Origin of the sequence: Pseudomonas yamanorum (assembly GCF_900105735.1) — a bacterium.
GTDB lineage: Bacteria > Pseudomonadota > Gammaproteobacteria > Pseudomonadales > Pseudomonadaceae > Aquipseudomonas > Aquipseudomonas yamanorum.
Genome location: NZ_LT629793.1, coordinates 1,781,118 through 1,801,861, shown reverse-complemented (window position 1 = coordinate 1,801,861; position 20,744 = coordinate 1,781,118). Strand labels below are relative to the sequence as shown.

20 protein-coding genes are annotated in these 20,744 nt (G+C 60.8%); 12 read left to right on the top strand and 8 right to left on the bottom strand.

Annotated elements, in window-relative coordinates; genetic code table 11:
- Positions 1 to 96 precede the first annotated feature (96 nt).
- On the top strand, positions 97 to 963 hold the full coding sequence (gene cynR / locus BLU46_RS08690) for a transcriptional regulator CynR (protein ID WP_093200675.1): 867 nt from the start codon (positions 97 to 99) through the stop codon (positions 961 to 963).
- On the opposite strand, the gene BLU46_RS08685 is transcribed toward cynR, so the two are convergent.
- Entirely contained in the window at positions 938 to 1,714 is a 777-nt protein-coding gene (locus BLU46_RS08685; RefSeq protein ID WP_093200672.1) for a transporter substrate-binding domain-containing protein, read from the bottom strand. The two genes, cynR and BLU46_RS08685, sit on opposite strands and share 26 nt — an antisense overlap.
- A gap of 386 nt (positions 1,715 to 2,100) precedes the next feature.
- On the opposite strand from BLU46_RS08685, the gene BLU46_RS08680 reads away from it, so the two are divergent.
- The 6 genes from BLU46_RS08680 (at position 2,101) to BLU46_RS08655 (ending at position 10,460) form a co-directional block, all read left to right on the top strand.
- The gene (locus BLU46_RS08680) at positions 2,101 to 3,474 is read left to right on the top strand and encodes a glutamine synthetase family protein (RefSeq protein WP_017479194.1); all 1,374 of its coding nucleotides are present in this window, start codon (positions 2,101 to 2,103) and stop codon (positions 3,472 to 3,474) included.
- Positions 3,475 to 3,619: 145 nt separating this feature from the next.
- Positions 3,620 to 4,270 carry a class I SAM-dependent methyltransferase gene (locus BLU46_RS08675; RefSeq protein ID WP_093200667.1) on the top strand — a complete coding sequence of 217 codons (651 nt, stop codon included), beginning with the start codon at positions 3,620 to 3,622 and terminating at the stop codon, positions 4,268 to 4,270.
- Positions 4,271 to 4,392: 122 nt separating this feature from the next.
- On the top strand, positions 4,393 to 5,526 hold the full coding sequence (gene rnd / locus BLU46_RS08670) for a ribonuclease D (protein ID WP_063032544.1): 1,134 nt from the start codon (positions 4,393 to 4,395) through the stop codon (positions 5,524 to 5,526).
- Complete coding sequence (locus BLU46_RS08665; RefSeq protein WP_003210667.1) at positions 5,523 to 5,816, top strand: YcgL domain-containing protein; 294 nt, start codon at positions 5,523 to 5,525, stop codon at positions 5,814 to 5,816. The genes rnd and BLU46_RS08665 overlap by 4 nt, the downstream gene beginning before the upstream one ends.
- Positions 5,817 to 5,932: 116 nt before the next feature.
- Complete coding sequence (locus tag BLU46_RS08660; protein WP_063032542.1) at positions 5,933 to 6,865, top strand: D-2-hydroxyacid dehydrogenase; 933 nt, start codon at positions 5,933 to 5,935, stop codon at positions 6,863 to 6,865.
- Positions 6,866 to 6,986: 121 nt separating this feature from the next.
- The gene (locus BLU46_RS08655; protein ID WP_093200662.1) at positions 6,987 to 10,460 is read left to right on the top strand and encodes an OspG family effector kinase; all 3,474 of its coding nucleotides are present in this window, start codon (positions 6,987 to 6,989) and stop codon (positions 10,458 to 10,460) included.
- 76 nt (positions 10,461 to 10,536) lie between these two features.
- On the opposite strand, the gene BLU46_RS08650 is transcribed toward BLU46_RS08655, so the two are convergent.
- Entirely contained in the window at positions 10,537 to 11,136 is a 600-nt protein-coding gene (locus tag BLU46_RS08650; RefSeq protein ID WP_063032540.1) for a nitroreductase family protein, read from the bottom strand.
- Between the two features lie 152 nt (positions 11,137 to 11,288).
- Between BLU46_RS08650 and BLU46_RS08645 the strand changes: the two genes are divergently transcribed.
- Positions 11,289 to 11,738: a YcgN family cysteine cluster protein gene (locus tag BLU46_RS08645; RefSeq protein WP_010176530.1), complete on the top strand. Its 450-nt coding sequence runs from the start codon at positions 11,289 to 11,291 to the stop codon at positions 11,736 to 11,738.
- Positions 11,739 to 11,750: 12 nt separating this feature from the next.
- Positions 11,751 to 12,986 (top strand): hypothetical protein, encoded by a 1,236-nt coding sequence (locus tag BLU46_RS08640; protein ID WP_093200657.1) that lies wholly within the window; start codon positions 11,751 to 11,753, stop codon positions 12,984 to 12,986.
- Between the two features lie 106 nt (positions 12,987 to 13,092).
- Here the strand turns inward: BLU46_RS08640 and BLU46_RS08635 are convergent, their stop codons facing one another.
- The 3 genes from BLU46_RS08635 to BLU46_RS08625 all read right to left on the bottom strand — a co-directional run bounded on the left by BLU46_RS08635 (position 13,093) and on the right by BLU46_RS08625 (position 14,518).
- Positions 13,093 to 13,443 carry a YgaP family membrane protein gene (locus BLU46_RS08635; RefSeq protein WP_063032538.1) on the bottom strand — a complete coding sequence of 117 codons (351 nt, stop codon included), beginning with the start codon at positions 13,441 to 13,443 and terminating at the stop codon, positions 13,093 to 13,095.
- Positions 13,444 to 13,512: 69 nt separating this feature from the next.
- A complete protein-coding gene (locus BLU46_RS08630) occupies positions 13,513 to 13,980 on the bottom strand; it encodes an RNA methyltransferase (protein ID WP_063032537.1) in 468 nt (155 codons plus the stop codon).
- A gap of 163 nt (positions 13,981 to 14,143) precedes the next feature.
- Positions 14,144 to 14,518 (bottom strand): YajD family HNH nuclease, encoded by a 375-nt coding sequence (locus BLU46_RS08625; protein ID WP_003210675.1) that lies wholly within the window; start codon positions 14,516 to 14,518, stop codon positions 14,144 to 14,146.
- A gap of 149 nt (positions 14,519 to 14,667) precedes the next feature.
- On the opposite strand from BLU46_RS08625, the gene BLU46_RS08620 reads away from it, so the two are divergent.
- A complete protein-coding gene (locus tag BLU46_RS08620) occupies positions 14,668 to 15,582 on the top strand; it encodes a ParB/Srx family N-terminal domain-containing protein (RefSeq protein ID WP_063032536.1) in 915 nt (304 codons plus the stop codon).
- A 575-nt stretch (positions 15,583 to 16,157) separates the two neighbouring features.
- Positions 16,158 to 17,042, top strand: a complete 885-nt coding sequence (gene rarD / locus BLU46_RS08615) for an EamA family transporter RarD (RefSeq protein WP_093210141.1) — start codon at positions 16,158 to 16,160, stop codon at positions 17,040 to 17,042.
- Positions 17,043 to 17,064: 22 nt separating this feature from the next.
- Here the strand turns inward: rarD and BLU46_RS08610 are convergent, their stop codons facing one another.
- Positions 17,065 to 17,751 (bottom strand): spermidine synthase, encoded by a 687-nt coding sequence (locus BLU46_RS08610; RefSeq protein WP_063032534.1) that lies wholly within the window; start codon positions 17,749 to 17,751, stop codon positions 17,065 to 17,067.
- Positions 17,752 to 17,829: 78 nt separating this feature from the next.
- Between BLU46_RS08610 and BLU46_RS08605 the strand changes: the two genes are divergently transcribed.
- Positions 17,830 to 18,117 carry a hypothetical protein gene (locus BLU46_RS08605; RefSeq protein ID WP_017479183.1) on the top strand — a complete coding sequence of 96 codons (288 nt, stop codon included), beginning with the start codon at positions 17,830 to 17,832 and terminating at the stop codon, positions 18,115 to 18,117.
- Here the strand turns inward: BLU46_RS08605 and BLU46_RS08600 are convergent.
- Positions 18,114 to 18,587 carry a cyclic nucleotide-binding domain-containing protein gene (locus tag BLU46_RS08600; RefSeq protein WP_017479182.1) on the bottom strand — a complete coding sequence of 158 codons (474 nt, stop codon included), beginning with the start codon at positions 18,585 to 18,587 and terminating at the stop codon, positions 18,114 to 18,116. The genes BLU46_RS08605 and BLU46_RS08600 overlap by 4 nt on opposite strands.
- A gap of 82 nt (positions 18,588 to 18,669) precedes the next feature.
- Positions 18,670 to 20,724, bottom strand: a complete 2,055-nt coding sequence (locus BLU46_RS08595) for a S9 family peptidase (protein WP_063032528.1) — start codon at positions 20,722 to 20,724, stop codon at positions 18,670 to 18,672.
- Between the last annotated feature and the right edge of the window lie 20 nt (positions 20,725 to 20,744).

The following is a 20,744-nucleotide window of genomic DNA, read 5'->3' as shown; positions in this document are numbered from 1 at the left end:
TCGCTGATGGGGCAAGGATGGAAGTTTTCAGCTATAGCGTCCAAGACCGGCTTATTATGGTTTCTATAAGCCATACCTATAGTTGGAGCGCCACCCATGTTGCTGCGTCATATCCGCTACCTGTTGGCCGTCGCCGAGCACCGCAATTTCACCCGGGCGGCCGAGGCGCTGCATGTGTCGCAGCCGACCTTGTCGCAGCAGATCAAGCAACTGGAAGAAACCTTGGGCGCACCGTTGCTGGATCGCTCCGGTAGAAGCGTCAGCCTCACCGACGCGGGTGAGGCCTATGTGCGGTTTGCGCGCCTGGCGTTGCAGGATTTGCAGGCCGGCACCCGCGCCATGCATGACGTGCAGGACTTGAGCCGTGGCAGTCTGCGCCTGGCCATGACGCCGACGTTTACCGCTTACCTGATCGGGCCGTTGCTGGCGCGTTTTAACGGTTTGTACCCGGGCATAACGGTGAGCGTCGAGGAGCTGACCCAGGACCGCATGGAGGCAGCGCTGACGGAGGATTTACTGGATATCGGCATCGGTTTTACCGGCGAGCATTTGCCGGATATCGAGTGTGAAGGGGTGTTTGTCGAGGCGTTGAGTGTGGTGGTGAGTGCTGGCCATGCTGATATCGGCCAACAGTCGTGGCTTCAGCAACCGCTGGTGTTGCTGAACTCAGGCTTCGCCACGCGCCGCTATATCGACGAGTATTTTCGCAGTCAGGCGGTGAAACCGCTGATTGCCATGGAGGCCAATTCCATCAGCGCGATTATCGAAATCGTACGGAACACCCGGCTGGCGACCATCCTGCCCAGCGCAATTGCCCAGGTACAAGCGGGGTTGCAGGCGGTGCCGCTAAGCCCGGCGTTGCCGCAACGCACGGCGGCGTTGCTCAGTCGCAAGGGGGCATACCGTAGTGCCGCGTGCAGGGCATTTGTTGAATTGGTCAGGGCGCAGCCAACCACTGATTGATGATGCCGTCATACACGCCCGTCACCGTGCTCAAGTGCAGCCACTGGTCCACATAACTCTTCCAGGCCACATCATCGCGAGGCAGTAAAAACGCTTTCTCGCTGTACTGCATGTACCGCTCGGGGTTCACCGCGCACAGCCCCGGCTTGAGTTTTTGCTGATACCGGGCTTCGCTGGCGTCGGTGATCATCACATCGGCCTTGTTGGCCAGCAGCTCTTCGAAAATCGTCACGTTGTCCGGGAACAACGTCAGCTGTGCCTTACCCAAGTGCGCCCGTGCGAACACCTCATTGGTGCCGCCCGCAGGCTCGATCACCCGAACCTGCGGCTGGTTGATCTGCTCCACCGTCTGATAGCGCTGCACATCGGCGCAACGCACCAGCGGGATCTTGCCGTCGACGCCCAATGGCTGGCTGAAAAATGCCTTTTTCTGCCGCTCGAGGGACACCGAAATACCGCCCACCGCAATATCACAGCGCTGGGCCAGGAAGTCCGGCATCAGGGTTTTCCAGGTGGTCGGCACCCACTTCACCTGCACCCCAAGGCTCTTGGCCAGGGATTGTGCCATGGCGATGTCGATGCCTTCGTAGCTGCCGTCCGGGCGCAGATAGGTGTAGGGTTTGTAGTCGCCGGTGGTGCAGACGGTCATTTCACCGCGCTGGAGCACTTCATCCAGGTGCGACACGGGGCCGTCGGCCTGGGCCTGGGCGGACAGGCCAGCCAGCAGGGAAAGGGTCAGCAAAGCTTTCATGCGGTCGGGTCCTTGGGCATGGGCAGGGCCGCCATTATTTGCAAATGTTTAGCCATGGCACAACCAAACTCCGTCAAGACTGGATTTAACGGCTTAACCTCGCGTGTGAGGCTGCCCGGCATCTCTTCACTGTGATTTGCGCATGGACGGTTCCCCCGACACACACCCTGAGACATCGCCAGGCGCCACCGCGTCCAGCCGTCCGGATCGTCGTCGGATCACCGCTGATGCGCTTCCCTCCGAGCTCGCCTTCTGGGCGCTGTGGCACTGCCGCCACGCACGCCCACCGGACACCTTTCTCCTACGTTGATTTGCCCCATGGATGCCCCGCGCATCTGCCCGGCAGCGCCTGTGCGCCTGCCTGACGCGAACGTATGAGAATGCCCATGAGCACGCCCTTTGCCACCTTGCACGAAGCCCACTCCTTTCTTGAACAGAACCCGGATATCGAGATGTTCGAGCTGTTCATCCTCGATAACAACGGGGTACCCCGGGGCAAGCTGTTGCACCGCGATGAACTGTTGGCGGTGTATGAAAGTGGCCGGCCGCTGCCGAGTACCATCCTCGGCCTGACCATCAATGGCGACGACGTGGAGAACTCCGGGCTGGTCTGGGAAGTCGGCGATATCGACTGCCGTGCCTACCCGGTCAGCGGCAGTTTGCAGCGCATGCCGTGGCGGCTGATTCCGACGGCGGCGGTGCAAGTCAGCATGCACCCCACCGAAGGCATGCCCGCCACCGTGGCCGATCCCCGGCACTTGCTGGCCAAGGTGATCGACGACCTCAAGGCCGACGGCTATTACCCGGTGATGGCGGCGGAGTTGGAGTTCTACTTGCTCGACCAGAAGCCCGACAGCAACGGCCGCCCTCAACCGGCGCGGGATGTCGATGGCGGTCGCCCACGCTCGACCCAGGTCTACGGCCTGCGAGAACTGGAGCAGATCGAACCGTTCCTCGCCGACCTCTACAGCGCCTGCAAACTCCAGGGCATCCCGGCGCGCACGGCGATTTCCGAATACGCCCCGGGCCAGGTGGAAATCACCCTGGAGCATCGCAGCGATGCCCTGCAAGCCATGGACGAGGCGGTCCGTTACAAGCGCCTGGTCAAGGGCGTGGCCCACAAGCACGGGATGACCGCGTGTTTCATGGCCAAGCCTTTCGATGACCTGGCCGGCACCGGCATGCACATGCACGTCAGCCTGGCGGACCGCGACGGCAATAACCTGTTTGCCAGCGAAGCGCCCGACGGCACGCCGCTGTTGCGCCATGCGGTGGGCGGCATGCTCAGTACGTTGCTCGACTCGTTGCTGATGTTCTGCCCGAACGCCAACTCTTATCGGCGCTTCCAGACCAACAGCTACGCGCCGCTGGCCGCCACTTGGGGCGTGGACAACCGTACCGTCACGCTGCGAGTACCCGGCGGGCCGGCGTTTTCCCGGCATATCGAGCACCGTATCTGCGGTGCCGACGCCAACCCGTACCTCGCGGCAGCCGCGATTCTGGCCGGTATTCACCGGGGCATCCGCGAACAGCGCGACCCCGGCGCGCCGGTGGAGGGCAACGGTTACGCCCAGGCCAAAGAATTGCTGCCGACCGATTGGCTGACCACCTTGCGTGCGCTTGAAGGCTCGGCTTGGGCGCGGGAGGCGTTTGGCCGCGAATTCCTTGGCGTGTACCTGGCGGTCAAGCGGGCCGAGTACCGCCAGTTCATGGGCGAGGTGGGCGAGCAGGACTGGCGCTGGTATTTGCACCAGGCCTGAAGATGAAGGCGTTGATCACAGACAGTTAACAGACAGGCTGCGCGCTGGATACTGGATCGGTATGAACGGTGAACAATCCTTCGACCTTTTTTTCACGAGCCAGTGGTTAAGCTGCGAATGTCTGATCCATTAACAGAGTCGTGTGATGCCGTCGCAACCGCCGTCTTCCATCGAGATTGAATTTGCCGAACGCACAGGCCAGGAGCATGCCCGGGTCTGCGCGGACACACGTCCGCCGGGTCTGCTGCGGCGCCTGGGGTTATGGCGCGATGAGCGGTTGGTGCGCCGCGCGCTGAAAATCGCCGGCGAGCCGGGGCTGATCCTCGACCTGGCATGCGGTACCGGGCGGTTTTGGCCAGTGCTGGCCGAGCACAGCAACCGGGTGATCCTCGCGTCGGACAACTCCCAGGACATGCTCGACCACGCCCGCACTCACCACGCGCCGGGCTTGCTCAAGCGGATCAAGACCTTCCAGGGCTCGGCGTTTTCCATCGGCCTGTCGGCCAACGCGGTGGATTGCATTTTTTGCCTGGAGTTGTTTCGCCATGTGCCCACGCCAGAAGGGCGCCTGGCCCTGCTCGGGGAGTTTCACCGGGTGAGCCGTGACACGGTGATCGTCTCGGTCAACAGTGACAGCGGCTACCGGGCTGTGCAGCCCGCACTGGCGGCAGTTACCAGCCATCGGGCGCAGGTGGAAGCGGAGTTTCGCCAGGCCGGTTTCAAGGTCCTCAATCAACAGGAATTCCTGCCCGGCTCGGCCATGTGGCGCGTGTACGTCCTGCGCAAGAGAGGATAAGCGCCGGCTGTCGGACTATTCTTCAGCTCCTGTAAGAGTTTTCATGGCGGATGCTGTACTGCGAATGCTCGCAACTCCCTTTCGCGATATATACTGCGCGCCATTCTTCAAGGGAGAGCCGTGTGGCCATCGATATTCACTGGATCTGCGACAACGATAGCCTCGGCCAGCACTGCGCCGAATGGCAGCAGTTGCCATTCGTCGCCCTCGACACCGAATTCATGCGGGTCGACACCTTTTATCCCATTGCCGGGCTGATCCAGATTGGTGATGGCGTTCGCGCTTACCTGATCGACCCCCTGACCATCGACAACTGGCAACCCTTGGCCGCCTTGCTGGAAAACCCGGCGGTGATCAAGGTGGTGCACGCCTGCAGCGAAGACCTGGAAGTGTTGCTGCGCCTGACTGGCAGCCTGCCGGTGCCGTTGTTCGACACGCAACTGGCGGCGGCCTACCTGAACCTCGGTTTTTCCATGGGCTATTCGCGGTTGGTGCAAGCCGTCCTCGATATCGACCTGCCCAAGGGTGAAACCCGCTCGGACTGGCTACAGCGGCCGTTGTCCGAGACGCAAATCAGCTACGCCGCCGAAGACGCGGTGCACCTGGCGGAGGTCTACACACGCCTGCGCCCGAAACTGTCCGACGACAAATACGCCTGGGTCCTGGAAGACGGTGCCGAGCTGGTGGCCAACCTGCGCCGTGAAGTCGACCCGTATGAGGTCTACCGCGACGCCAAGCTGGCCTGGAAACTGTCTCGTGCCCAACTCGCGGTATTGCGCGAACTGTGCGCCTGGCGTGAACAGCAAGCCCGCGCCCGGGACCTGCCGCGCAACCGGATCATTCGTGAACACTCGTTATGGCCCCTGGCCAAATCCCAGCCGGATAACCTCGCCGCGTTGGGCAAGATCGAAGACATGCACCCGCGCACCGTGCGCCAGGACGGCGAGTTCCTGCTGGGCCTGATCAAGCGTGCCGGTAGCGTCCCCATGGACCAATGGCCACCGGCGGTTGCCGAGCCATTGCCGGTGGACGCCGCCACGCTGATCAAGCAACTGCGCGCCCTGGGCCAGGCCGAGGCTGAACGCCTGGACATGGCGCCGGAACTGATGCTGCGCAAGAAAACCCTAGAAGCCCTGGTCAAGAGCGGCTACCCCGAGGGGCCATACCAATTGCCAGATTCGCTGCGTGGCTGGCGCCGCGAATTGATGGGCCAGGCGCTGCTCGACAGCCTGGCCACTGCCGGAGAACAGCCTTGAAACGTATTTGCTCCATCTATCGCAGCCTCAAACGAAACGAGATGTACCTCTACGTGCTGAAAAGCGATGCACTGGAGCGCGTGCCGGAAAGTCTGCTGGCTGCCTTCGGCAAGCCGCACCATGCCTTTGACCTGGTGCTGAGCCCGGAGCGCAAGCTGTCCCGCGAGGACATCACCGTGGTTCTGGAGAACCTCGAAAAGCAGGGTTACCACCTGCAAATGCCGCCGGCCGAGGACGAGTACATCGAACACTTGCCCGAAGAGCTGCTGCGACGTAATGACCCGATGTGATCGGTCAGTGCCCCGTCCGGGGCACATCATCAATGGAATTCAATTTTTGGCGGTGGCCGCAACGGACAGCGAACTGCGCCGGCGGCCGCCTGCAGTGTTTTTGAAAGGTTTGAACCATGCGCGTTCTGATTGCTGAACACGATCACCCGCTGTACGCCCGGCTGCTGCGCGAAGCGGCGCCGGACCTTGAGGTCATGACCAGCGGCGACTCCGCCGAATTGTCGCGCCTGGCGGCCGATTGCCCGGTGTGGCTGGGCCAGCCGGACCTGCTGGCCACCTTGCTGCGCCAGGGCCACCAGCCACAATGGCTGCAGTCCACCTGGGCCGGCATCACGCCGCTGCTGGCCGAAGGCCTGCCCCGGGATTATCGCCTGACCCGCGCCGTAGGCATTTTTGGCCAGGTGATGGCCGAATACGTGCTGACTTACATGCTCGGCCATGAGCGTGAAGTGCTGGCGCGGCTGGTCAGCCAGGTTGAGCGCAAGTGGGATAACCGCATGGGCCAGAGCCTGGCGGGGCGCAAGGTGCTGATCGTCGGTACCGGCGATATCGGCCGTAGCGTTGCGCAATTCCTGCTGCCGTTTGGTGTTGAGTTGTATGGCATCGCCAGCGAAGCCCGCGAGCAGGCGCCGTTTATCGAAGTCGCCGGGCTCGAAGAGTTACCGCGCCTGGTGGGCGAGGTGGACTATGTGGTCAACCTGCTGCCCAACACGCCGAACACCCATGATTTGTACGACGCGGCGTTGTTCAAGCAATTCAAGCCGACCGGGTTGTTTATCAACGTCGGGCGCGGTGTAGCGGTGGTCGATGCGGACCTGGTGGAAGCGTTGAAGGAAGGCCATCTGGCCGGCGCGGTGATTGACGTTTGCCGTCAGGAGCCATTGCCCCAACGCCATCCGTTCTGGACCGCCTGGGGCTTGCTGCTCACCGGCCACAGCTCGGCGCCGACTTCGCCGGGGATGATGGTGCAGTTGTTTGTCGAGAATTTGCGGGCGTATCAGGCGCAGGAAACGTTGCGCGGGGAAGTGAGTTTCGAGCGCGGTTACTGATAGTGCGCTAGCCCGGCAGGCATGTTGCCGGGCGTTTACAAATTTCTGCAAACACTAATCAGATGTCGGTTTTACAGGTCCTATGTGAGTCTCGTACCCCTCTTTAGATGGGTACATTCTCATGTTGAATGCTGGCACTGTGTCTCTCCCTCCACGGGTCACTCCGCAACTTTCCCTGCTTTCCACCGAGCCGGCGGTGCTCCCTCTATTGCCCTCTGCTCTGGTCGCCGCGGCCGATTTCAACGCGCAGGCCCGCGCGCCAGTCCCCCGGCAATCCGGTCTCACCGCGGCGTTGGGCGACCGCGAGAATCTGCGGACACTGGGCCAGAAGCTCAACGAAATCGCCAGCCGTCTTGGCGTGAATGCCAGCCCTCAAGCGGTGCTGGCCGCGCTGCAAACGACACCGATGCAAATACACCCCGACTCGTCCTACCCGATCCGGGCGGGTAAAGCGGCGACGGTAGAGACCTTTCTCAGAAGTATCGGCTTGGGGTTGCCCACCAATCATTTTCAACTGACCGGTCATGCCCACGCGGTGAGTGACAGGGCACTGGAGCATCCGCTCGGCAATTTTGGCGGCGGGTTGTCCTGGCCTGTTCCCATGAGCGCCGGTGAACAGCGCAGGGTGCTGGCGGCGGCTACCGACCATGGCAGCCAGAACCCCAATGCACCGCACATCGGCGCAAGCGTGGGTATACTGGAATATCTGAACGCGAACCGGCCGTTGTCGGACGAGGCATTGGCTGATCCTGCCAAGGCACTCGAAACCCTCGTCAGCTCCACCCGCGGGCAGGCACTGGGGCAAGCCATCCAGGATCAGCTCGGGGGCGTCGCAACCGATACCAGCGTGAACGAATACGCACTGAGCGCAATCCACCTGCTGCTGGACCCCGAGTCCATTACGGCGCCGCACCGAAACCATGTGGCAGGTTTCGACCTCGCGCAACACGCCCACTGGGGCAGGCCGGCTTCGACAGTGCTCGAGCGCCTGAGCACTTACCTGCACGAAAATTACAAGACCAGTCCCGAGATGGCCAAGGCCGGCGCCTATTTGTTACTGGCACGAAAGTCCCCCGAGTTTTTGATCAAGGACATTCCCGACCGCGTGACTTACGGCAGCCCGGCCTGGGTAAGCCTCGCGGCCGCAGCTGCGGCCATAGAAGCGCAGTTCCCCGGGAAGGTGGCGCACATGACCTTTGCCCAGGTCATGTCCAGCGCTGAAAACGCGATCGTGACGAATCGAGCGGCCGCCGAACACGCACAGAAGGCGGCATTGGTGGACTGGGGCGTGGCCAACGGGATTGTCACTCGGCAGCCCAGTGACAGTTACAGCGACGTCGAGATAGACCGTGCAAGGACGGCATTCAACGCACAACTGAAGTTGACGCTTGCGGCTACCGGGTTATTGGAAGCCGATATCCCAAGCCGTAAAGACATTGCACTGGTCCACCTGAAAGAGCGGTTTGGCGAGCATGTACCCTTTGAAGAGAAACGACTGAAGGTCGTTGACTCGAAACAACCGTCAGCCCAACCGCTTTACGATCCGAACCGGGCACCCGCCGGGCTTTACTCGTTGCTGGACATCGCCATGAGCGGACTTGGCCACTACACATGGGAAAGCAGGGACCCGCACATTGCAGAGGCGATCAAAGGCAAGCGCCTTGATTTCGGCGTGAACAAAGTCTTCAACGAACAGTTCGAGCAAGCGATCGCCTCTCGCAAGCAAGGGGTTCGCAGCGCTATCAGGCACCTTGTCGCAACACTTCCATTGGCCGACAGAGAAAACCTTGAGTTTGGAAAACTCGAGTTTTTTCAGAAAAACACCTATGAACTTGGCGTCGACTTCACCTCAAAAAAAAGGCGGGGGGCGGACAATAAGTTGTGGGTCAAGGCGACCGGAAGAAATGGCGACACCGTTTATGAAATTGACTTGAAAGCAGCTGCTATCAGCGCGGTGCCAGCTTCTGAATTAACAACAAAACGAGAGCGGCAAGCCAACAAAACGTTCAAGACGGAACACTTCAATCCCAAGGCCGTGAATGAGGCTGCCCTTGGCCCGAAAAACCAGGCGGGCTTATCGACGCCGCCCATCAGTTTTTCCAGTACGCGAACGCAGCACATCGCCGACGCTTTTGTTGAGCACCTCGATCTCGACAGTGATGACGTCAAGGCTTATGCCCGGGGCGTGACCTCGTTCGATAAGCAGATGGCAACCGAGTGGAACGTCACCAACTTTTTTCTCGACCTGATTCCGCTTAGGTCAGCCATTGCGAACTTTTCCAAGGGCAACCACCTGGAAGGTGCCAGTGACCTGGCGCTGGATGTGTTTGGTTTCGTCACGGCGGGCGCGGGTGTGGCGGCGAAAGTGACGAAGGCGGGGGCCAAGGTCGCCAGCGCTGCCGCCAAGGCCATTCAAGTGGCAAAGGTCATCGGTGTGGCGGCCATTCAGGCATTCAACCCGTTGGATGGCTTCAGCGATCTGGTCGCTGGCGGTGCCCGACTGCTGGGCAAAGGCGCCAACCTTGTACGCGCGACGGGTGCAGAGGTGGTCAACAAGCTCAAGGGCGCGAGTGGCAGCTATGACCTGTTGAAAGCGGCCAGCAAACACCATGACGCAGCGGCGACGGGTACTTTCAAGGTCGCGGGGCAAAACGTTGATGGAGGTGCGGTACTCCAGAACGGTCGATGGTATGCGTTTGATGTGGATAGGATGCGGCCGTACGGCAGCCCGCTTGAAGGTTTCACCGCAAAAACGAGTGCGATGGATGGCGCGATTATCACGACGCCTGCCGAGTCAGGCAGCGCCCTGAACAACCGGTTGTTTGGCGACTACGGCGTGGCTGAATCGAACATTTCCGGGCTTGCGCGCGACAGTCAGGGGATCTATGCGGCGGCAGACGGTCACGTGTCTCATATCCGCCATACCGATACCGCCGGCAACACGGCGGTCTACGAAGTACGGCAAGTGACTCGCACCGCCGACGGTGCCGTGCAGGCACGGATTTATCACAATAATCGGCAAACGCCGCTGTTGGTGCAGCACCTTCAGGGGGACCAATGGCAGCGCCTGGGTGCCCGCGGCGGCAACCCGCCTTCGGTGGCATCGGACCTGGGCCCAAAAATTGGCGGGGGCGGCGAGGGGACGATCTACGAAAGTCTCGACGGTAAAAGTGTTTATAAGGACTATGGCCCTTCATCCATGACGGCTGCCGACGACTTTGTCGATAACGAGACCCTGTGCCTGAACAGCTATTACGGTGACGGCTTTGCAACGACGATATTTGAGGATGGTCGTCGTTATTTGAAAATGGGCAAACTGGACGGGGTGGACGTTAATACCCTGGCGAGGGGAAGTTTGCCCCCAGAGGCGCGGCTTTTACTGGATGACGCGTTTCGGCGTATGGAGCAGAAAAATCTTTACCACAACGATCTGCAGCTGAGCAATTTCCTGTATTCGGCGAGGGATAATAAAATTTATCCAGTGGACTTGAACGCCAACGGGCTTGAAGACATGACACCGTTTCTCGCCAGTTTGTACAAGCGTGATAGAGACGAGCTGCGCAGGGCCTATTACGCGCTGGTCGCCAAGGCGTAGCTACACTTGTGGCGGGTGCACCCTGCTGTGATGGCAGCAGGGTTTTGAAGCGACCGTCAAGGGTTGTCAGAGCGTGTCAGTCCTGGTGATTGAAGTCGCCTTCGGACACCAGCTCGTTCAATGGACGACGCGGGCTCGGGGTTTCCCGGGCTTGCAGGTAGTCGGGCAGGGTCGACTTGTCCCCCAACTTGCCAATCGCCACGGCTGCGTGCAGGGCGTAACCTTCAGGAATCTTCAGTTCCTTGCGGGTCAGCTCCTGGTCGAAACCGGCCATGCCGTGGGTGTGCCAGCCGCTGAGGCTGGCTTGCAGCGCCAGGTGGCCCCAGGCCGAGCCGGTGTCAAAGGTGTGCCACAGCGCCGGGGTTTCTTCGGTGGCGCCGGGGACGGTGAAGGTCGTCTTCGACGCGACGATTACCAGGGCCGAGGCATGCTGCGCCCAGCCACGGTTGAATTCGTTCAGCAGGCCTAGGAAACGCTCCCAGTTTGGCGTGTCGCGACGGGCGTAGAGAAAACGCCATGGCTGAGAGTTGTAGGCCGAAGGGGACCAGCGCGCGGCTTCGAAGAAGCTCAACAGGGTCTCCACCGGGATGCTTTCGCCGGTGAAGGCGCGCGGCGACCAGCGGTCGGTGAATTGTGGGTGGATCGGGTAGTCGGCGACGCGAGGGTTGCTGCTCATTGGGCTGATCCTGATGAAAAACGGGCTTCAAAACTACTTCGCCGCCGGATGGCTGACAAGTCTTGTTGTACCGACAGTCGTAAGCGCTTGGCCCCGGGAGCCGTGGGCACTAGACTGGCGGCCTTTTAACATACCGATATTGATGTAGAGCCATGGCCGCCAAAGTCGAACCTTTCTGGATCCGCAAAACCCTCGAACAACTCGACCAGGATGAGTGGGAGTCGTTGTGCGACGGCTGCGGCCTGTGCTGCCTGCAAAAGCTCGAGGATGAAGACGACAACAGCGTCTACTACACGCGTATCGCCTGCAAACTGCTGGACCTGAAAACCTGCCAGTGCACCGATTACCCCAACCGTCGCGACTCGGTGCCCGATTGCATCCAGCTCACTCCGGGCCAGGCCGACCAGTTCAAATGGCTGCCGCCTACCTGCGGTTACCGGTTGGTGAGTGAGCGCAAGGACTTGCCGCTGTGGCATCACCTCGTCTGCGGCGATCGCGACGCCGTGCACCAGGAACGCATTTCCCAGTCCGGACGCATGCTCAGCGAAGGCAGCGTGCCCGAGGATGACTGGGAGGATTACCTGATTTTTCGCGCGGGCTGAGAAGGAGTGTGTATGACGGTTGGAGCCAGGCTGGCGGCAAGCCTGCTGTTATTGGCATTGAGTACGTCGGCTTGGGCGAAGAAAGTCGACCTGGACTACCACGTCAAGCTGCTGCCCCAAAGTGATCAGGCAGAGGTGCGCCTGAGCCTGTCCCAGGGCTCGGCGGTGCGCAGCCTCAACTTCGACCTGGGCCGCGACGGCGACTACAGCGATTTCAAGGCCGATGGCCAGTGGCAAGTGATGCCGGGCAATACGCCGGGCGCCAGCCGTGGTCTATGGCAACCCAGTGCCGACAAGGCCAGCCTGACCTACCGCGTTCGCCTGACCCACGCCCGCAAGAAGGGCGTTTACGAAGCACGCATGACCCCTGGCTGGGCGCTGTTTCGTGGCGAAGACCTGGTGCCCACCGCGCGTCTGGATCAGCAGGACGGCATTGAACTGGTGTCGCGCCTGGTGTTTGAACTGCCCGCCGGCTGGAAAAGCGTCGAGACGTCCTGGCCGCGCATCGGCAAGAACAAATTCCGCATCGATAATGTTTCCCGCCTGTTTGACCGGCCCACCGGCTGGATGCTCGCGGGTACGTTGGGCAGCCGGAGGATGCGCCTGGGGGAAACCGAAATCACCGTGGCGTCGCCCAAAGGGCAGGGGATGCATCGCATGGATGTGCTGACCTTGCTGACGTTTGTCTGGCCGCAAGTGCAAGCGGCATTCCCGCGGCACCCGGCGAAACTCCTGGTGGTGGGCGGCAGTGACCCGATGCGGCGCGGTGCGTACTCGGCGCGGGACTCGATCTACCTCAACAGCCGAACACCGCTGGTCAGCGAAAACGGCAGCAGCCCGTTGATTCGCGAAGTGGTGCAGGCCATCGGTCGCTTCAACGACCAGCAGGGCAGCGACTGGATCAGCGAAGGTTTGGCGCAGTACTACGCCATTGAATTGATGCGCCGTGCGGGCGGCATCAGTGACGACCGCTATGCCGCGCTCCAGACCCGGCTGGCCAAGGAAGGCAGGGACGTGACCACCCTGCGGGTCGAGCACGCCAGTGGCGCGACGGTGTCACGGGCAGTGGTGTTGTTGCAGGAGCTGGACCGCGAGATTCGTGTGAAAACCCACAACAAGCGTTCGCTGGATGATTTGACCCAGGCGGTGATGCGCATGAACAGCATCAGCACAAAGGAGTTTGTGCAGCTGGGGGAGAGCATTATTGGCGAGTCGTCGGTAGTACTCGATACTAAACTGCTGCACTGAAACCAAGGTGGGAGCGGGCTTGCTCGCGAATACGATGTATCAGAAACACATTCAGTGACTGACACTCCGCTTTCGCGAGCAAGCCCGCTCCCACATTTGATCGAGGTTAACCCACAGTTTTGCTGGCGTTTTCAGCCGCCACTTCAGCCTTGGTCTTGAGGTTTTTCAATTCCTCACCGGCGCGTTCAATCTTGGTCCGCACGGTGTTCATTTCCTGGCGGCTGCGCTCCAGCAACTCTTTCGCAGAGCTGTGCCCGCTGATCCCGCGTGCCAGGGCCACGCCGCCAATCGCCACCTGGATCAAACCGAAAAAGCCACCACGGCGCAGGCCTTTGCCCATCATCACCACGCCGCCGGCCAGGGAGCCGATGCGTTCCCAGCCCTGGACGTTTTGCGTGGGTTGGCGCTCGAACGGTGTGGACCGGATAACGGGTCGCAGGGTTTTGCTGTCGCTCATGATCTGTCTCCAACAAGGGCTTATTGATATGCAGCTGACTGCACACAGGCCGTGGATGTTCCCGGAAAATCAGTATTTGGGGCCTGAGCGGGTGTTGTTGCCCTTGGCCAGGCGGTCGTAAAGCACCACGTTGACGGTGGCGGCGAGGTTCATGCAACCGGTGGTCGGGATGTAGACCACGTCTTCACACCAGTCACGAATCTCCTTGTCCAGGGAGCCGTCTTCCGGGCCGAAGATATACAGCGCGCGGTCGGGGTGGGTGTATTCGGGGAGAGGGCGGGCGCCTTCCACCAGCTCGACGGCGACGGGGATGCAGCCCAGAGGCAGGATCTTTTTCAGGTCGTCGATACCGATCAGCGGAATGTCGTGGTGGACCTTCTTGGTGTCGGTAATAAAGTCCCGGGCCCGCTCATAGCGCTTGCCGGTGTAGAACACCGAGGCCACGCCGTAGCAGCCGGCGGCGCGCATCACCGAACCGACGTTTTCGGGGGATTTGGGGTTATACAGACCGATGCAGCTGTAGCGTTTATTGCCCACGGGAAAGGGTGCCTTCGAGAAAAGCGGCGATTATACGGCCTCGGGCTAATGTATTGCTTGGGCGATCGCTATCGCGGGCAAGCCCGGCTCCCACATTTGGAATGCAATCCCCTGTGGGAGCCGGGCTTGCCCGCGATGAGGCCGTCACATTCAGCGAAGATACTCAGTCGTCTTTCTTCATCAACCCGGCCAGCGCCGCAAACGGGTTATGCGTCGCCTTGGCAATCGTCGGGCTGCTGGTGGAGCCTTCGCCGAAATACTGCTGGTCGGTATAGCGCGAGTGTTCGTTGTCGTGGCAATACAGGCACAGCAACTCCCAGTTGGAGCCGTCCTGGGGATTGTCATCATGGTTGTGGTTACGGTGGTGCACGGTCAGTTCGCTCAGGCGCTTGCCGGCGAATTCACGGGCGCAGCGGCCGCACACGTGGGGGTACATCTTCAGGGCTTTGTCGCGGTAGCCCATTTCCCGGTCGCGCTGGGCATCGGCGAGGATGCGATCCAGCTTGGCGGTGTGGGAGGGCGGGTTGGTCGAGCTCATCATGGCTCCTGTCTTTTAGTGGATCACGGATAGTGTTGATTCTAGCTGCTTGCGGGGTAATAAACCTCCGGCTTTTTCAGCTGCAGTACGCGCAGGTGGTGGGGATTGTTTGTAGTATCGGCGAACTGAATTCATAAGGAGCGGTACTCATGCGGATGCATACAGGATGGTGGGCGTTGCTGTTATTCGCCGTCAGCGTCCAAGCCCAGGCGTTTTCCACGCCCCAGCCGGGCCAGGTGATTGATGTGGCGCTGGAGCAGCTCCACCCTACCCAGGCGGTGATCGGCTTTGATCAGATCCATTACAAGCTGGGGGTGTTTGCCGAATCACCCAAGAAGGTGTTCGACGAATACTGTGAAACCAATGGCCAGGGTGAAGCCAGCAAGGTGCCTAAAGATGCCGACCTGCATAAACCAGGCAGCTTTACCTGCAAAGACCCGGTGGGGACTCACCCGGCGGACATGAAAACCGTGGTGGTCGGCCCTGCTGGCCAGCTGTACCTCACTGACGGCCACCATTCGTTCAGCACGTTGTGGGAGCAGCCAGGGGCCGGCGCCAGACTGAAAATGTGGGTGCGGGTCACTGATAACTTCAGTGACAGCCCTGACCTGGCTACGTTCTGGAAGCGCATGGAGCAGGGGCGCAAGGTCTGGCTCAAGGACGGCCAGGGCAAAACCATCACCCCTGAGCAGATTCCGGCGCACCTGGGTTTCAAGGATCTGGGCGACGATATGTTCCGCAGCCTGGTGTATTTCTCCCGCAAGGCATCCTACGGCAAGCCGACCTCTGGCGCGGTAGTGCCGGAATTCCTGGAGTTTTACTGGGGAGGGTGGTTGCGCACGCAGATTGACCTGAGCGCGTTCAACCTGAACAAGCAGGGCGGGTATGAAAAGGCCATTGAAGCGCTAGCCAAGCGCATGGTCAGTCTGGCGCCCGATGCGCCGGTAGGGGACAGCGGCTTCAACGCCGGGCAGTTAGGGGGATTTACTTCACTCAACCGCAAAGAGCTGGATGACACCTTCAAGAAGAAAGTGCCCTACGTTATCGACAGCAGGAGCAAGTAAGTGACGAACCGACAGGGGCGGCCTGGCGCCGTTTCTGTCGGGCGTATAGCGGCTGAATATACAGTAATGGTTGGGCAAATATCGATTTAAATGCCCTCGGGGATTTAAATGGGATTTGGGTAATAAAGTGTTGGACTAACTTTGCCGGTTTCTTTAATGTGGCGCCTCTTGGCCAGCTGCCGTTAGTGTGTTCTGCAGTAGCGCCAGATGTTCAATGCCTCAGGTCTTTCCTGACGACTGTTAGTTTCCCGTCAACCGGGTTCCCCTTCACGATATCAACCCCATGTGGCGGATGTTGTGGCGTTTCAAATCAGAGTCGCTCGTCCAGAGCGCGCTGCTTCAAATAACCGAAGTCGGGTAGGTTGAAGTGTCTGATGATCGTCGTACGAACAATAAAAAATTCGACGAGTTGCCCTGCTTATATAACTTGCAGGTTCAGGCTCATTGTCCTGCGTAAGTTATGAAGTTATGGCGCTCGTTAATAAACTTCTGATGTTCATCTCGCTGATATTCGCGCTACGTGAATACAACTGCCTGCTTCAATCAAACATATGCAATTTTTTGTAGAGGCTGTTGTGTCTAAAGGTGTTGTTCTGGCGGTTTCCGCTTCCTTCCTGTTTGGCGTGCTGTATTTCTTTACCTCCCTTCTTGAACCCTTGGATGGTCAGCAGATATTTGGCTGGCGAATGCTCATTTCGCTGCCCTTCATGACGTTGCTGCTGTGCCTCTCCGGAGACTGGAAGTGGGTGCCGTTGATCTACAAGCGGCTGCGGGAGAAACCCGCGCTGCTGCCCTATGTCGTGGTCACCAGTGCGCTGGTGGGGGTGCAGTTGTGGATCTTCATGTGGGCGCCACTCAATGGTCACGGCCTGGATGTGTCGCTGGGCTATTTCCTGTTACCGCTGACCATGGTCATCACCGGCCGCATCGTTTACGGCGAACGCCTTTCACATCTGCAAAAGATTGCCGCAGCGCTGGCGGCGGTGGGTGTGGCCAATGAGTTGTATCGCACGGGCGGGTTCTCCTGGACCACCCTGGTCGTGTACGTGGGTTATCCGCTGTATTTCGTACTGCGTCGGCGCTGTGGCACCGATAACCTCGGCGGACTGTGGCTGGACATGGTGCTGATGATCCCGGTCGCGCTGTGGTTTGTCCTCGGTGGCGAACCCATCGGCGAGACCCTGGCGCAACGCCCGGCGCTCTATTGGCTGGTGCCACTCATGGGATTGGTCAGTGCGGCGGCGGGCTATTCCTACATCCGGGCCAGCCGGCTGTTGCCGTTCAGCCTGTTCGGTTTGCTCAGTTACGCGGAGCCGGTGCTGCTGGTGGCCGTGTCGTTGATGCTTGCAGACAGCCTCAAGCCGGGACAATGGATGACCTACCTGCCGATCTGGCTAGCGGTGGTGGTGTTGGTGCTGGAAGGCTTGAGGCATTTGAATCGACTGCGCCGGTCGATCTGACGGCAACCCGCGCAGTGAATGTTTAGCCCTTGAGCTTCTCGGCAATCCAGATGGTATGCCGCGTGCCCTTGTTGCCATGGGCAAACACCTGCACTTCCTCGGCCTTGAAGCCGGCCTTGCGCAGTTTGTCGCTGAACTGCTTGTCGGCGCTGGCCGACCACACCGCCAGCACGCCCTTGGGCCGCAGGGCCTTGGCGCAGGCGCTGAGGCCACCGGCGGAATACAGCCAGCTGTTGGCTTTTTGCGTCAGGCCTTCGGGGCCGTTGTCCACATCCAACATGATCGCGTCAAAGCCCTGGGGCTCGGCCTGCAGCACCTTGGCCACGTCTTCCATACGGATCACGGTGCGCGGGTCCAGCAGCGGGCGGCCGGACTTTTCCCCCAGAGGCCCACGATTCCATTCCACTACGCCGGGCACCAACTCGGCGACCACCACTTCGGCAGTCTTGCCCAAATGCTTGAGCGCCGCCGCGAGGGTAAAGCCCATGCCCAGGCCGCCAATCAATACCCTGGACCCGGGCCGACCGGCGACTTTACGGCATGGAATCTCCGCCAGCGCATCCTCGGAACCGTGCATGCGCGTGTTCATCAACTGGCCACCGTCACCGCCCTGAATCTTGATGACAAAATCCTCACCGTATTCGAACAGGCACAAGGCACCGCCGTTGTCGGGGATCGGAGTGGTGTCCAGCAGAACGAAACGTTTCATGGAAATCTCATTGGGAAGGGCATTCTTGCGCGGTTGGGAGTAGCCTTACGACTTTACGGTCAGGCCATGGAGCCATCGATGAAGTGCAGCATTCTAACGGTCATTGTGTGGAGCGCGCTCGCCCTTGGCGGGGTGGCCCAGGCTCAGGAGTCGCAAACCGTACCGATTACCCCAGCGCCGACGGCGGGTTCGCCGGGTACTGCAACGCCCACACCTTACCCGCAAGTCACGCCACCGGCGACGCCAAAGGCGGCCGGCAGCGGTGAGCCATTGTTGGCGCCGATCGTGCTGCCCACGCCGCCGAAGGACCAGACGATCCCGGGCTTGCAGCAAAACGATATCAAGCCCAAGACCCCAGGCGGCTAAAACTGCTGGGACAGCAATTGCCCGTCCGCCATGCGCAGGCGCCTGGACAGGGCGATAGCAATCGCACGAATGATCTTGGCCGCGATTTTCGGTGCGTCGTTGAGCATCTTTTCCAGGGAATCCTTGCCCAGGTTCAACAGCACGCAATCGCTGGCCGCCACACAGCTGGCGGAACGGCGCTCGCCATCCAGCACGGCCATCTCGCCAAACGCCCGCCCACTGCGCAAGGTGGCGATGGTCAGCCGCTGGCCTTCATGGTTGGTCTTTTGCACCGCCACCTGGCCTGAGTGGATGATGCACATGAAGGTGCCGGCGTCCCCTTCGAGGAATATCACTTCATCGCGGGCGATGCTGCTGATGTTGAAATAGCCCGCCGCCACATGGAAGTCTTCCGGCAGCAGCGGGTCGAAGAGGCCGCAATCCATCAGCATGTCGCGGATTTCGTTATTGAGTAAGGTCGGTTCTGGCATGAGGCTTACAGTCTTTGTCCATAAATCGTGCAGGGCGCGCCCGGCGGTCAGGTGTTCAGACCCGCCCGCCAGGCGGAGTTCCTTAAATCAGCCCCAGCGCCTTGAAAACAAATGCATATTCGAGTGCTACGTCACGTAATCCCTGGTAACGCCCACTCATGCCGCCGTGGCCCGCACCCAGCTCGGTCTTGAGCAGTAGCAGGTTATCGTCGGTCTTGGTGTCGCGCAGCTTGGCCACCCACTTGGCCGCTTCCCAATATTGCACGCGGCTGTCGTTGTAGCCGGCGATCACCAGCGTGGCCGGGTAGGCCTGGGCGCTGACGTTTTCGTACGGCGCGTAAGCCTTGATCCGCTCATACACCTCCGGCTCTTCAGGGTTGCCCCATTCGTCGTACTCGGTGATGGTCAACGGCAATTCAGGGTCGAGCATGGTGTTGAGCACGTCGACGAACGGCACTTCGGCAATCGCCGCCTGGAACAGCTCCGGGCGCTGATTGAGCACTGCACCGATCAACAGGCCGCCGGCGCTGCCGCCGCTGATAGCCAGTTGCTTGGAGGTGGTCAGGCCTTGGGCGATCAGGTGTTCGGCGCAGGCGATAAAGTCGCTGAAGGTATTTTGCTTGTGCTCCTGCTTGCCGGCGCGGTACCAGGCTTCGCCCAGTTCGCCGCCCCCGCGTACATGGGCAATGGCAAAGGCCACGCCACGGTCCAGCAGGCTCAGGCGCGCGTGGGAGAACCACGGGTCGAGGCTCTGGCCATAGGCGCCGTAGCCGTACAGGTACAGCGGCGTCGGCTTACCCAACTGGTCGCGGCGGACGACAAGACTGATCGGCACCTGAGTGCCATCGGCCGACGTCGCCCACAACCGTTGGCTGACGTAGTCGTCGGCGTTGAACACACCGAGCACCGGGGTTTCCTTGAGCACCTGTTGCGCGCCGCTGGCCAGTTCCAGCTGGCGCACCTGGGCCGGGCGGTTCAGGGCCTCATAGCGCAGGCGGATCTTGTCGCTGGCAAATTCCAGGCTGTTCTGCACATAGAGGCTGTAGGCCGCGTCCGGCAATTCCACCCGATAAGGTGCTTGGCCTTGTGGGTGCACTTCGATGATCGGCAAACCACCGATGCGCAGGCTCAGGGTCATGGCCCGGGCGTTGAGGCTCACGCCATCCAGCATCACTGCGTCGTCGTGGGGGATCAGGTTCTGCCAGTCGTCCTGGGTCGGCACGCTGCCGGTGTCGGCGGCCTGGAACAGGGCGAAGTTGATGCCGTCGCGGTTGCTGCGGATAAACCAGGTCCACTGGTCGTCCAGCTTGCCGTGGTCGACGTCGTATTCATGGCCTTCGACCCGTGGCGCCAGGCAGGTAAAGGCCTGCTGCGGCTGCTCGGCGTCCAGGGCCCAGATCTCGCTGGTGGTCTTGCTGCCCAGGGCCAGCAGCAACTGGCGCTCGGAACTTGAGCGGTAGCAATGCAGGAAGAAACGGCCGTCGGGCTCGTGGAACACTTCTTCGGCGGCGGTGCCGTCCAGGCGATAGCGATACAGTTTGTGCGGGCGGTGGGTGTCGTCCAGTTCAGTGAAAAACAAGGTCAGGCTGTCGTTGGCCCAGGTCATGCTGCCGTCGCAGTCTTCGAACTCCAGTTCGCTGACCTTGCCGGTGGCCAATTCCTTCACGTAGAGGGTGTAAATCTCTTCGCCGTTGGTGTCCAGGCTGTAGGCCAGGCGCTGGTGGTCGGGGCTGATGCTGAAGGCGCCAAGGGAGAAAAAGCCGCCATTGGCAAGCACGTTCGGGTCCAGCAGCAGCTCTTCCGCGCTTTCGTCGACCTGTTGGCTGTCATCCGCCGGGCGCGGGCAGCGGTAGTGGCGGGCATATTCGTCACCGGCGGTGGTGCGGGTGTAATACAGGTACGGGCCCCAAGGCGAGGGCAGGGACAGGTCGGTTTCGAGGATGCGGCCCTTGATCTCTTCGAACAGGGTTTCGCGCAGCGCCTGTTGGTCGGACAATTCTGCTTCTTGCCAGGCATTTTCCGCCTTGAGGTAATCGAGCACCTCGGCGCTGTCCCGCGCTTGCAGCCAGGCGTACGGGTCGGTGCCGGGGGCCTTGCGGGCGATCGGGGCGGCAGTGATGTGGGTCGCTGGGGGCATGGATCACTCTCTGTCTGGCG